We start from the raw sequence: 12575 nt of genomic DNA, 5'->3' as shown, positions 1-12575 counted from the left end.
GGCCACCTAGCGACGCGCGGAGGCTATCGACGTCGCGGCTCGCGGTGGCGGTACAGCGTCATCAGGTGCGCCACGAACTGGCCGAGCACACCCAAGCGTGAGGGGTTCAGCGCTCGGCCGTTGTCGCCCGCGCGCATCGTCGAGCCACGGTGAGATCGCGAGACGGACACGCGGATCGATGGGTTCCTGGGCAGCCGCCGCCGCAGCCTCGCGGCTGAAGTGTCACCACCAAGATGATTCAGAGCGTCACCGATGTCCCGATGCAGAACTGTCACCGATGCCCCTGAGACATCACACACCGCGAGCTCCAGTGAGAATCCGCCAGCTTCGCACTAGAACACTTGTTCGATTAATGGTAGGATCGACCGTAGGTCGAGCGCTCCCGCTCGACGCGTGACCCACCGTCTCGGGGAGGTCGATCGCAGTGACCGCTGGTGTTCTCACCCGCCATCCCGTGCTCCAGGCTGCCGGGCAGATGCGTCGGGTCCTGGGCGAGGTGGCGGACGTTGAGCCGTTGTTCATGGCGACCTCCGACAAGGAGACGGCGCTGGTCGAGCTGACGCACATCGAGGCCCAGGTCGCCGAGCTGAGGCTGCGGTTGCTCGCCTCGGCCGATGATGTCGCGGCGATGCACGGTGCCCGCGACGCCGGCGCCTGGATCGCCCACACCACCCACACCGACCCACAAACGGCACGGGCCGACTGGCGGCTCGCCAAGGCGCTCGAGACCCGGACCGTGGTCGCTGCCGGGATGCGGGACGGCCATGTGTCCGCGGCGCAGGCGAGGGTGATCACCCTCGGGCTCGACGAGCTGCCCACCGAGCTGGCCCCGGAGACCGTCGCCGGGGCAGAGGTGACCCTGGTCGGGTACTGCGACGAGTTCGGTCCCAAGGACCTCCGCCGGCTGGCACGCCGGATCCTCGACGTCGTCGCGCCCGAGGTCGCCGACGCCGAAGAGGGCAAGAAGCTTCAGGACGAGGAACGGCACGCCCGCGAGAGGGCGACGCTGAGCCTGCGGGACCTCGGCGACGGCCGCACCCGACTCTCCGGAGTGCTGCCGACGACCGTGGCGAACCGGCTGCGGACCTATCTCGACGCCTACACCTCACCCCGCAAGAACGGCGGGACCGGCGGGGTCTCGACAGGCTCGACCACCGCCATCCCCCGGCACCGAGCCAACGCCCACGCCTTCGAAGCACTGCTCGAGCTCCTCGACCCCGACCAGCTCCCCGAGCACGGCGGCGATGCCACCACGGTGATCGTGGCCCTGTCCCACGAGCAGCTGCTGACCGACCTCGCCACCGCGATCGCGATCACCGGCGGTGGCGCCGACCCGATCTCCGCCGGCGAAGCCCGGCGCCTCGCCTGCCAGGCGGCGATCATCCCGCAGGTGTACGGCGGGGACTCCGAGCTCCTCGACCAGGGCCGCGCGAAGCGGTTGTTCACCAAGCCCCAACGCAAGGCGATGAAGGTCCGCGATCGACGATGCCGGGCTGAGGGCTGCACCATCACCGCGGCGTGGACCGAGGCCCACCACCTCAGACCCTGGTCCCAAGGCGGTCGCACCGACCTCAAAGACGCCGTCTGTTTCTGCAAACAGGACCACCTCCGCGCCCACGATCCCAGCTACGAGATGACCCTCCTGCCCAACGGCGACTACCGGTTCACCAAGCGACAGTGTGCCCTGCCTCGGCCAGGTTGAGCGCGACAGCACCACCGCGCCCACGACCCGCGCCCACCCCACCTACGCGATGAACCTCCTGCCCACCGGTGACCTCAGGTTCCACCGACGGTTCTAGCCCGGCCGGGCCACGGTGCCAGGATCTCTGGTCCGACTGCCTGTGGTGACTCGGTAGCTGCACTGGCTGTGGAACCCCGAAGGCTGTGAGACCGTCTGATGACCATGCCGACGTTCACGATGAGCCCTGCCCCCACTGGCAGCATCCGACCGCGCGCCGTTCGCCGGGCAGGTCGCGGCGCCCTGCTGCTGAGCCTGGCCCCCGGAGCCGTCTTCCTCGCCGGATGCGGCAACGCCCCCACCACTGCCAGCCCCGTGGTGCCATCCAGTGAGCTCGCCGACGCCGGGAAGCGCCCCTGCCCAGAGGAGCTGCCCACGGGCGATGACCCTTCCGGGCACGGCTTCGGGGCCGATGAGCCGGCGGACGAGCGCCCGGACCTCCTCGCGCCCGAGGAGGCGTGGGTGTGTCAGTACTGGCCCTTCGACGCTGGCACGACCGCCGACGGCGGTGCTGTCTTCGGGTGGACGCGCAAGGGCGACCCCGAACCCGTTCCCGCCGGGGACCTACCCGCCCTCAAGACGGCCCTTGACGACCTGGCCCCTGCCGACCGCAACCGTGCCTGCACCGCTGACCTGGGCGCACGGTGGATGATCGTGTACAGCCACGGCGGCGACCAGACCGGGGTGGTCGTCGACGACTACGGCTGTCGAGACGTACGCCTGACCGACGACCCGCACGCAACAGCGCCGGGTTCGGAGGACCAGCGCGGCACGGTCGGTGGCGTGCTGGACGGCGGTCGTGCCGTCCTCGATGCCGTCGGCGTCGGGCGCTCGGACTGACCCGGACACCTCACCAACGCGACCGGCCCCCTCCGGTGCCTGACCTCGAGGGTCGAGCGCACGGAAGGGGCCGGGACGTGGTGCGGCCGACCTCAGAGGTCGATCGGACGCAGCACCCGGTTGATGGCGTGGGCGATCTGCTTGTTGCCCTTGTTGATGTCCACCGCCACCACGCGCGGGTTCTGGGCGTCGCGGTCCTTGTCGATCAGCTTGACCTTCTTGCCCTTGACCCGGACGGTGATGTTGAGGTTGGCGGCCGTCTTGAGCTTGGCGCCGTCGGACTTCAGCACCTTCTTGGCGTTCAGCCGCTGCGGCACCACGTGGTAGAGCAGCACCGCCTCGAGGGTGTCGACGTCGGCGACCTTCGCCACGGCGTTGAAGGTCGCGCGCTCGGTGCGCGGCTGCTTGCCGCTGAGGTCCTTCACCAGCCGGCGGAACGCGGCGTCGGTGGGCAGGAACGCGGTGAGGCGGGTGTCGCCGTCGGCGAGCACCGAGACCGGGCTGTTGGGCTTGGCCTTGAGGACGGTGGTCACCGCCTTCTCGAGGATGTCGAAGTCGTGCCAGTTGCGGTCGTACCCCTTGTCGGCCGCGAGGACCTCGGCGAGGCTGCGGTCGTCGAGGGCGGCCTGGGCGGGGGCCGGGGAGAAGGTGGCACCGGCGACGGCCGCGGTGACGAGGCCGACGAGTCCGATCTTGAGCTGACGCTGGTTCATCGTGCTGTCCTCCGAGTGGGTGGGGTCGCGCGGGACCGCGCGGGACTGTCACCAGTGCTTCGGCGCCGTCAGCGGGCCGGATTGCCCACCTTCTCCAGATTTCTCCGGCGATCGGCGTCGCCGTGGCGCTGCTGGGGATCCTCGCCGGGTGCCTCGCCTCAGCGGCGCACGAGGACGCCGTTGCCCCCGGGCACGACCACTGAGCCGCCCGGCACGCTGTCCTGCGCCGGCTCGGAGCCGGTGCTGAACAGCACCTCGGTGGCCGCCACCTGCCACGGCTCGGTGCCGAGGTTGACGTGGATCGCCAGCGCACCGCGCTCCAGCGTGAGCCGCCTGGCCTCCTCGTCGACGGTGGCCGACCCGAAGGAGGGGTCCGTGAGCTCGGGGCAGGTACGACGCAGCTGGGCCAGGCGCCGGTAGCCGGCCAGCACCCGGGCGTGCTCGCCGGTCTCGGCCTCCTCCCACCGCAGCCGGCTCGCGGCGAAGGTGGCCGGGTCCTGCGGGTCGAGGACCTCGTCGGGGTCCCACCCCATCCGCTCGAACTCCGCCAGCCGGCCCTCGGCGGTCGCGGTGGCCAGCTCGGGCTCGGGGTGGGAGGTGAAGAACGCGAACGGCGTGCTGGCCGCCCACTCCTCGCCCTGGAACAGCATCGGCGTGAACGGCGAGCCCAGGGTCAGCAGCGCACCGCACAGCAGCTGCTCGGTGCTCAGGTGCTCCGCGGTGCGGTCGCCCCGGGCCCGGTTGCCGATCTGGTCGTGGTTCTGCGCGCAGACCACCAGCCGCCACGCCGGCATCCGCTCGGTGTCGACCGGCCTGCCGTGCGGAGCGTCGCGGAAGCTGGAGAACGTGCCGTCGTGGAAGAAGCCGCAGTCGAGGACCTTGCCGAGCGCACCGAGCGGCTCGAAGTCGGCGTAGTAGCCGGTGGTCTCACCGGTCAGAGCGACGTGCACGCCGTGGTGGAAGTCGTCGCTCCACTGCGCGTCGAGACCGTAGCCGCCGGCCTCGCGCGGCGTGACCAGACGGGTGTCGTTGAGGTCGGACTCGGCGATCAACGTCAGCGGGCGGTTCAGGTGTGCCGACAGCGCCTGCACCTCGATCGCCATCTCCTCCAGCAGGTGGAGGTCGGAGTCGTCGTGCAGCGCGTGCACGGCGTCGAGCCGCAGCCCGTCGACGTGGTAGTCGCGCAGCCACATCAGTGCGCTGTCCAGGATGTAGCGCCGTACCTCGGCCGCGCCCTCGCCGTCGAGGTTGACCAGGTCACCCCACGTGTTGCGGCCCTGCTTCAGGTAGGGACCGAAGCGCGGCAGGTAGTTGCCCGAGGGCCCGAGGTGGTTGTAGACGACGTCCTGGATGACGCCGATCCCGGCGCGGTGGCAGGCGTCGACGAGCCGCTGGTAGCCGGCGGGACCGCCGTAGGGCTCGTGCACCGCCGACCACAGCACGCCGTCGTAGCCCCAGTTGTGCACGCCGTTGAACGCGTTGACCGGCATCAGCTCGACGAACCCGACGCCGAGCGAGACCAGGTGGTCGAGCCGCTCCACGACGCCGTCGAAGGTGCCGGCGGGGCTGAAGGTGCCCACGTGCAGCTCGTAGATGGTGGCGCCGGCGAGCTGGCGCCCCGTCCACCCGGCGTCGGTCCAGGTGTGCGCGCCTGCGTCGAAGGTCGCGGACCGCTCGTGCACGCCGCCGGGCTGGCGTCGCGAGCGCGGGTCGGGCAGCACCGTGGTGTCCTCGCCCAGCAGGAAGCCGTACGACGTCCCGTCCGGCACCCCCGCCGGCACCGAGGCGGGTGTCCACCAGCCGCCGTCGGCCGGGACCATGTCCACCACGTCCTCGGCCAGGCTCAGCCGCACCCGGTCACACCGGGGTGCCCACACGTCGAACGGTCCGCGGGCCGGTCGCTCCGCAGCGGGCTGTGCAGCGGACTGCGCGCTCATCGCTCCTCCTTCACCAGCAGGGCCACCGGCGTCTCGCCCAGCAGGACGGAGAGCCGCGGGTCGGCGGTGCGCCCGGTGACCAGGTCGCGCCAGTGCCCGCCGGGCAGGTCGAGGGTGGTCTCGCCCCAGCCGCCGGCGGCGGCCAGGCCAAGCGGGAGCCGGGTGACGACGGTGATCGCACCGCCCCGGTCGAAGGCGAGCACGTGCTCGGCCGCGGGTCCGGTCGCGGCGATCGGGGTGTAGCCGGTGAACGCCTCGGGCCGCTCGCGGCGCAACCGCAGCGCGGAGCGGACCACGTGCAGCTTCATGGTGCCCGGGTCGTCGGTGCCGGTGCCGAGACCGGGCACGACGCCGTCGTGGGTCTCCGCGAGGAGCCGGCGCCGCTGGGCGTGGTCGACGGGGCGGCGGTTGTCCGGGTCGACCAGGCTCTGCTCCCACAGCTCGCTGCCCTGGTAGACGTCCGGGACGCCGGGCACGGTCAGGCTGAGCAGCTTGGCGGACAGCGCGTTGCTCCATCCCGGCCCCGCCAGGCGGGCGGCGGCACGCTCCACGATCTCGGCCACGGCCGGGTCGTCGTACGCCGCGTCGACCAGGGCGTGCACCGCACTCTCGTAGGCGGTGTCGGGCTCGGTCCAGGTGGTGCGGTCCCCGGCCTCGCGCATGGCCTTCTCGGCGTAGGCGTGCAGGCGCTCCCGGCTCAGCGGCCAGGCGCCGAGCGCGGCCTGCCACAGCAGGTTCGCGAACCCGGGGTCGGGTGCGGGGGCGGCGTCGAGGAGCGCGGTGAGCGTCTCGGTCCACCACTGCGGGTCCTCGGCCAGCACGCTGATCCGGGCGCGCACGTCCTCGCCGCGCTTGGTGTCGTGGGTGCTGAGGGTGGTCATCGCGTCCGGGTGGCGCGTCTGGCGCTGCGTCATCGCGTCGTGGAACGCGGTGGGTGCGAGCGCGAAGTGGTCCGGGTCGGCGCCGACCTCGTTGAGCGTGGTGAGCCGGCTCCACCGGTAGAAGGCCCGGTCCTCCACGCCCTTGGCCATCACCATGCCGCTGGTCTGCTGGAACCGCCGCGCCGGTGCCAGCAGGGGGTCGCGCAGCAGCGGCAGCACCTCCTCGAGGGTCTCGCCCAGCTCGGGTCGCTCCGTGCGCACCCGGTCGGCGGCGTCCTCGAGGTGCTCGAGCCCCTCGGGCAGGTAGCTGCGGTAGACGCCGAAGCCGGCGAGCAGCTCGACCAGCACCTCCTCGACCGGTGCGCGCCACTCCTCGTCGGGGGTGACGTCCAGCTCCCGGGCGAGCTCGCGGGCCAGACGGCGGACCTCGGCGTTGAGGATGCTCCGCGCCACGTGCCGCTTGTTCTCGACCATGAGCGTCGACCAGTCGGGCACGCCGCCACGGAGCCGGTCGTCGAACGTGGTGAGCGGCTCCTCGCCGGCCGGGTCGACCAGCACGCGGTCGATCAGCGCGAGGACGTCGTAGCCGGTGGTGCCGGCGGTGGCCCAGTGCTCCGGCAGGGTCTCGCCGGGCTCCAGGATCTTCTCGACCACCACCCAGCCGCCGCCGGTGAGGTCGGCGAGGTCGTCCAGGTAGGCGCCGGGGTGACGCAGGCCGTCGGGGTGGTCCACCCGCAGCCCGTCGACCAGCCCCTCGCGGAACCAGCGGGCGATCTCGACGTGGCTGGTCTCGAAGACGTCGCGGTCCTCCACCCGCACCGCGGCGAGGGTGTTGACGGCGAAGAAGCGGCGGTAGTTCATCCGGGTGTCAGCGTCGCGCCAGCTGACGAGGCGGTAGTGCTGGCGGGCGTGCACCTGCGCCGGGTCCTCGCCTTGCGTGCCGGGCGCGATCGGGAACCGGTGGTCGTGGTAGCCGAGCATGCCGTCGACCAGGTGCAGGTTCGCGACCTCCTCGCCCGCCAGGTCGTCGTCACCGACGACCGGCAGCAGCACCTTGCCGCCGCCGGCGGCCCAGTCGATGTCGAAGAACCGGGCGAACCGGGACTCCCGGCCGGTGCGCAGCACGTCCCACCACCAGCCGTTGGTGGCCGGGCTCTCCACGCCGACGTGGTTGGGCACGATGTCGACCAGCACGCCCATCCCGCGCCGGTGCGCCTCCGCGCTGAGCCGGGCCAGCGCCACCTCGCCGCCGCGGGCCGGGTCGATGCGGGTGGGGTCGACGACGTCGTACCCGTGGCTGCTGCCGGGGTGTGACTCGAGCAGCGGCGACAGGTAGACCCAGTCGACGCCGAGGTCGTCGAGGTAGTCGAGCAGCTCCCGGGCGGCGTCGAGGTCGAAGTCGGCGGTGACCTGCAGCCGGTACGTGCTGGTCGGCACCCGGCCCACCTCCACCACCTGGCCCGCCTCAGTCCGCTCCCCCGCGCTCACTCGGTGCCGCCGGCCATCGAGGCGACCGACGCGGCCGGACCGAGGTCCACCTCGGGCTGCGGGTCGTGCCACTCGCGCAGCACCACCACGCTGCGGTGGGGCAGCGGCAGCATCTGGCCCGCCTCCAGCGGCTTCTCGACGTCGCAGGTGCCGGACGTGTCGAGCACGACCTGCCACCGCTCGCTGTACTCCGCCTCGGGCAGCATCGCCGGCACCTCGTCGCCGCCGTTGAAGAACACCAGGAAGTGGTCGTCGTGGATCGGATGGCCCTGCCGGTCACGACCGGCGATGCCGTCGCCGTTGAGGTACATGCCCAGCGTGCGCAGGCCGCTCGTCCAGTCGCCGTCGTCCATCGGCCTGCCCTCGGGGTGCAGCCAGACGATGTCGTTGAGCCGCTCCCCCTCCCCCGTGCGCACCGTGGTGCCGGTGAAGAACCGCTGCCGACGCAGGGACGGGTGCTCGCGGCGCAGCCGGGCGAGCTCGCTGACGAACTCGCAGAGCGGACGGTCCACCCGGTCCCAGTCGATCCAGCTCAGCTCGGAGTCCTGCGCATAGGTGTTGTTGTTGCCGTGCTGGGTGCGGCCGAGCTCGTCGCCGTGCAGGATCATCGGCACGCCCTGGCTGAGCAGCAGGGTGGCCAGCAGGTTGCGCTGGTCGCGGGCGCGTGCCTCGTTGATGGCCGGGTCGTCGGTGGGCCCCTCGACGCCGTGGTTCCACGACCGGTTGTCGTCGGCGCCGTCGCGGCCGTCCTCGCCGTTGGCCTCGTTGTGCTTGTTCTCATAAGAGACCAGGTCACGCAGCGTGAACCCGTCGTGGGCGGTGACGAAGTTGATGCTGGCCACCGGGCGCCGGCCGGAGTGCTCGTAGAGGTCGGCCGAGCCGGCCAGGCGGCTCGCGAGCTCGCCGACGTTCGGCTCGCCGCGCCAGAAGTCGCGCACCGTGTCGCGATAGGCGCCGTTCCACTCCGTCCACTGCGGCGGGAAGTTGCCGACCTGGTAGCCGCCGGGGCCGACGTCCCACGGCTCGGCGATCAGCTTCACCTGGCTGACCACCGGGTCCTGCTGCACGAGCTCGAAGAACGTCGCCAGCCGGTCGACGTCGTAGAACTCGCGCGCCAGCGCGGAGGCGAGGTCGAACCGGAAGCCGTCGACGTGCATCTCGGTGACCCAGTAGCGCAGCGAGTCCATGATCAGCTGCAGCGAGTGCGGGCTGCCGGCGTTGAGGGAGTTCCCGGTGCCGGTGTAGTCCATGTAGTACTGCTTGTCGTCGTCGACGAGCCGGTAGTACGCCGGGTTGTCGATGCCCTTCATGCTCAGCGTCGGGCCGAGGTGGTTGCCCTCCGCGGTGTGGTTGTAGACGACGTCGAGGATGACCTCGATGCCGGCCTCGTGCAGCGTCTTGACCATCGCCTTGAACTCCTGCACCTGGTAGCCGGGCACCGAGGTGGCGGAGGTGTAGCCGGCGTGCGGGGCGAAGAAGCCGATGGTGTTGTAGCCCCAGTAGTTGCGCAGCCCGCGCTGCAGCAGCACGTCGTCGTGGACGAACTGGTGCACCGGCATCAGCTCGACCGCGGTCACGCCGAGCTTGACCAGGTGCTCCACCACCGAGCGGTGCGCCAAGCCGGCGTACGTGCCGCGCAGCTCTTCCGGCACGTCCGGGTGGGTCATCGTCAGGCCCTTGACGTGCGCCTCGTAGACCACCGTCTCGGCGTACGGCGTGCGCGGGGACCGGTCGCCTTCCCAGTCGAAGAACGGGTTGATCACCACTGCGAGCATCATCCGCTCCGCGGAGTCCTCGTCGTTGCGGGTGTCCGGCTCGTCGAAGTCGTAGCCGAACAGCGACGGGTGCCAGTCGATCTCGCCGGACGTCGCCTTGGCGTAGGGGTCCAGCAGCAGCTTGTTCGGGTTGCAGCGCAGCCCGTTGGCGGGGTCCCAGGGTCCGTGCACCCGGTAGCCGTAGCGCTGGCCCGGCTGCACCTCCGGCAGGTAGGCGTGCCACACGTAGCCGTCCACCTCGGTCAGCTCCACCCGGGTCTCGCTGCGCCGTCCGTCCGCGTCCTCGTCGAACAGGCAGAGCTCGACCCGCTCGGCGACCTCACTGAACAGCGCGAAATTGGTGCCGCTGCCGTCGAAGGTCGCCCCGAGCGGATAGGCCGAGCCCGGCCACGTCTTGACGGTGTCTGACACGTCTCCCCCATTCGTGCGCCGGAGCATCCGGCTGGAACGACGGGTACCCCGATCCGACGGCTTCACCCTGCGCCGGGGACGTGATCTATCAGGCGTTCAGGCCGCGGGGTCTGGTCGGTCCAGGGGCAGCTCGACCACGAAGGTCGTGCCCCGGCCGACCTCGGAGTCGACCCGGATCTGCGCGCCGTGCTCGGTGGCGACCCGTCGTGCGATCGCCAGGCCCAGGCCCGTGCCCTGCCGGGCCCCGACCTCGGGCAGCGTGCCCCGGTAGAGCTCCTCGAACACCCGGCCGAGGTCCGCTTCGGGGATGCCGATGCCCTCGTCCTCGACGGTGAGCACCGCCGTGCGGGCGCCGTCCGCCGTGCCGTCCGGACCCTCGCGCACCGCGAGGCCCACGGTGACCCGGCCGTCGGCGTCGGAGTACTTGATCGCGTTCGACACCAGGTTGGACACCATCTGGTGCAGGTCCTCCGGGTCGCCCAGCAGCCACACCGGGCCCCGAAGGCGCGTGTGCACCCGCACCTGCTGGTGCTGAGCGACGGGCAGGAGCAGCGTGACGGCCTCGCGCACCACCGTCGCCAGGTCCACCCGGCTCAGGCGGCGCGCGCGCTGCGGCTCCTCGAGCCGGGCCAGCGTCGTCACGCTGTCGGCGACCCGTCGGACCCGGTCGACCGCGCGCCGCAGGAGGTCCAGCGCGGCGCCGCTGTCGTCGGTGGCGGGGACCAGGGCGCGGACGGCGTCGACGGAGTCGCCGATCGCGTCGCCCGCACCGCGCAGCACCCGCGCCAGCGCCGAGACCAGCTCGAGCCGGTCGGCCGCGACCACGTGGTCCCGCGCCACCTGGATCTCGATCACCCCCCGCTCGAGCTCGGTGACCAGGGCCCGCTCGGCGAGCCGGACGTAGGCCTCCAACGTCTGGAGCTGCGGGGCGCCGGGCCTGAGCCCGTCGACCGGGAGGTCCACCGACAACACCCCACGGAGCCGGCCACGGTCGTCGCGCAACAACCCGCGCAGCCGGTCGGCGGGCTGCCAGGCGTCGGCGACCCGCACCGGGACGAAGAGATCGAGGCGCTGGGGCCCGATCCGCGTGGCCGACGCCGCGTCGTCCCCGGCGGGAAGGAAGCGAAGCGAGCCCCAGCTCTCCGCGGCGTCGAGCTCGTCGTACAGCTCCGCGAGCGGGATGCGGATCCCCGACAGCCTCCGCACCGCCTCCTCCGGCCCCAGGATGGCGACCACCTGCAGGTGCTCGTCGTCGACCAGGCTGATCACCGCCACCCGGAAGCCGACAAACTCGACGACCCCCTCGGCGATGAGCCGGACGGTACGTCGTACCGCGGGGTTGAGCTGCAGGTCCGCACCCCCGACCCACCAGCTCATGAGGACGCCCGGCTCATCCATGGAGGGCCTTCGGGATCGTTCTCCTGACCGGCGGCGAGCGCCGCGGAGGGCAGCAGGACCTCCACGACGGTCCCCTGCCCCGGTAACGACTCGATGTCGATCAGGCCGCCGTGCTGACGGACCACCTTCTCGACGACGGCCAGGCCCAGGCCGGCGCCGGGGCGCGCCTGCACCTCGGGCGCGTCGCTGCGGAAGGACTCCTGGAACAGGTGACGGCGGTCCTGCGGCGCGATCCCGATCCCGGCGTCGGCGACGCGCAGCACCACCACGGCCGGTTCGATCCTGTCGGGCTCCCTCCGCGCGACGAGGTCGACGCGGACCTGACCCCCTCGGTGGCTGTACGTGATGGCGTTGCACACCAGGTTCGAGACCATCCGCGCGAGGTCCTCCTCGTCGCCGGCCACCACGACGCCGTCGTCGGCGGTGACGAGCACCCCGACGTCCGAGAGCCTCGCCGCGACCTCGTGCGCGGCCACCGCCCGGTGCACCACCGCCGCGAGCTCGACGGGGCGGCGCGTGAGTGGCCGGTCCTGCTGCGCGAGCCGCACCAGGGCGCTCATGTCCTCCACCACCGCACCGAGCCGCTGGGCGTCCAGGGTCAACCTGTCGACGACCTCGCCGGCCGCTCCGGTCGACGGCAGGCGCCGGCGCAGCAGGGCGACGGTGAACTCGATGGCTGCCGTCGAGCTGCGCAGCTCGTGCGAGAGGCCGTCCAGCAGGCGGCGTCGGTACTCGGCTATGGCGTGCTCGCGCTCCATGCGTTCCTCGGCGGCACCGCGCTCCAGCTCCACCGACATGGCTCGTTCGGCGAACCGGACGTAGCGCTGCAGGATGTGTCGCTGCTCGAGCCCGGGACGCAGGCCGTCACGGGGCATGTCCACCGTCAGCACCCCCCGCACCTGACCGTCGTCGTCCCGGAGCAGGCCGCACAACAGGTCGCCCGGGTCCCATGCCTCGGGGTCACGGCTGCGCGGCAGCGGCGGCGTCCGGCCGAACGGCTCCAGGTTGCCCCGGGACCGCTCGGCAGGCAGGAAGCACAGCGCCCCCCAGGTGCTCGCAGGCTCGAGCTCGCGGACGAGCAGGTCCCGCGGCACCCTGCTCCCCAACAGCCGGGCACGGGCGTCCTCAAGCCCGACGACGGCGACGGTGGTCAGGTCGGCACCGTCCACCAGGCTCACCGCTGCGACCTGGAAGCCGGAGAACTCCACGACGCCCTCGGCGATCAGGTGCAGTGTGCGGCTCAGTGCAGGCCGGATCTCCATGACACAACTTCCCCCCTGCTCCGGGCCGCTTGTCGCCAAGCGACCCGATCGAGCACCGCCGCCCCCCGCGAGGTGTCGGCTCAAAGTAGGACGGAAGTCCGGCTCCCGTGCGCGCTTTCCGCGAAACTTGAC

General features: G+C 71.9%; 8 protein-coding genes. 2 read left to right on the top strand and 6 right to left on the bottom strand.

Going from position 1 to position 12575, the window contains the following annotated elements:
• Positions 1–520: 520 nt before the first annotated feature.
• Both KG111_RS06885 and KG111_RS06880 read left to right on the top strand, forming a co-directional pair.
• Positions 521–1702 (top strand): HNH endonuclease signature motif containing protein, encoded by a 1182-nt coding sequence (locus KG111_RS06885; RefSeq protein WP_205291493.1) that lies wholly within the window; start codon positions 521–523, stop codon positions 1700–1702.
• Positions 1703–1897: 195 nt separating this feature from the next.
• Positions 1898–2578 carry a hypothetical protein gene (locus tag KG111_RS06880; protein WP_205291494.1) on the top strand — a complete coding sequence of 227 codons (681 nt, stop codon included), beginning with the start codon at positions 1898–1900 and terminating at the stop codon, positions 2576–2578.
• 92 nt (positions 2579–2670) lie between these two features.
• Here KG111_RS06880 and KG111_RS06875 read toward each other — a convergent pair whose 3' ends face one another.
• The 6 genes from KG111_RS06875 to KG111_RS06850 all read right to left on the bottom strand — a co-directional run bounded on the left by KG111_RS06875 (position 2671) and on the right by KG111_RS06850 (position 12443).
• The gene (locus KG111_RS06875) at positions 2671–3291 is read right to left on the bottom strand and encodes a fasciclin domain-containing protein (RefSeq protein WP_205291495.1); all 621 of its coding nucleotides are present in this window, start codon (positions 3289–3291) and stop codon (positions 2671–2673) included.
• Positions 3292–3449: 158 nt separating this feature from the next.
• Positions 3450–5228, bottom strand: coding sequence for a malto-oligosyltrehalose trehalohydrolase (gene treZ / locus KG111_RS06870; protein ID WP_205291496.1), 1779 nt, complete (start codon positions 5226–5228; stop codon positions 3450–3452).
• Entirely contained in the window at positions 5225–7546 is a 2322-nt protein-coding gene (gene treY, locus KG111_RS06865; protein ID WP_249666339.1) for a malto-oligosyltrehalose synthase, read from the bottom strand. The genes treZ and treY overlap by 4 nt, the downstream gene beginning before the upstream one ends.
• Positions 7547–7593: 47 nt before the next feature.
• Positions 7594–9810, bottom strand: a complete 2217-nt coding sequence (gene glgX / locus KG111_RS06860; protein WP_205291497.1) for a glycogen debranching protein GlgX — start codon at positions 9808–9810, stop codon at positions 7594–7596.
• Positions 9811–9879: 69 nt separating this feature from the next.
• Entirely contained in the window at positions 9880–11181 is a 1302-nt protein-coding gene (locus tag KG111_RS06855) for a sensor histidine kinase (protein ID WP_205291498.1), read from the bottom strand.
• Positions 11157–12443, bottom strand: a complete 1287-nt coding sequence (locus KG111_RS06850) for a sensor histidine kinase (RefSeq protein ID WP_205291499.1) — start codon at positions 12441–12443, stop codon at positions 11157–11159. The genes KG111_RS06855 and KG111_RS06850 overlap by 25 nt, the downstream gene beginning before the upstream one ends.
• Between the last annotated feature and the right edge of the window lie 132 nt (positions 12444–12575).

This window comes from Nocardioides faecalis (assembly GCF_018388425.1).
Lineage (GTDB): Bacteria > Actinomycetota > Actinomycetes > Propionibacteriales > Nocardioidaceae > Nocardioides > Nocardioides faecalis.
This window is presented reverse-complemented; position numbering and strand designations above follow the sequence as displayed.

Coding starts and splice junctions, on each gene's coding strand:
- KG111_RS06875 (WP_205291495.1), bottom strand. CDS start 3,291: ATGAACCAGCGTCAGCTCAAGATCGGACTCGTCGGCCTCGTCACCGCG.
- treZ (WP_205291496.1), bottom strand. CDS start 5,228: ATGAGCGCGCAGTCCGCTGCACAGCCCGCTGCGGAGCGACCGGCCCGC.
- KG111_RS06850 (WP_205291499.1), bottom strand. CDS start 12,443: ATGGAGATCCGGCCTGCACTGAGCCGCACACTGCACCTGATCGCCGAG.
- KG111_RS06880 (WP_205291494.1), top strand. CDS start 1,898: ATGACCATGCCGACGTTCACGATGAGCCCTGCCCCCACTGGCAGCATC.
- KG111_RS06855 (WP_205291498.1), bottom strand. CDS start 11,181: ATGGATGAGCCGGGCGTCCTCATGAGCTGGTGGGTCGGGGGTGCGGAC.
- KG111_RS06885 (WP_205291493.1), top strand. CDS start 521: ATGGCGACCTCCGACAAGGAGACGGCGCTGGTCGAGCTGACGCACATC.
- glgX (WP_205291497.1), bottom strand. CDS start 9,810: ATGCTCCGGCGCACGAATGGGGGAGACGTGTCAGACACCGTCAAGACG.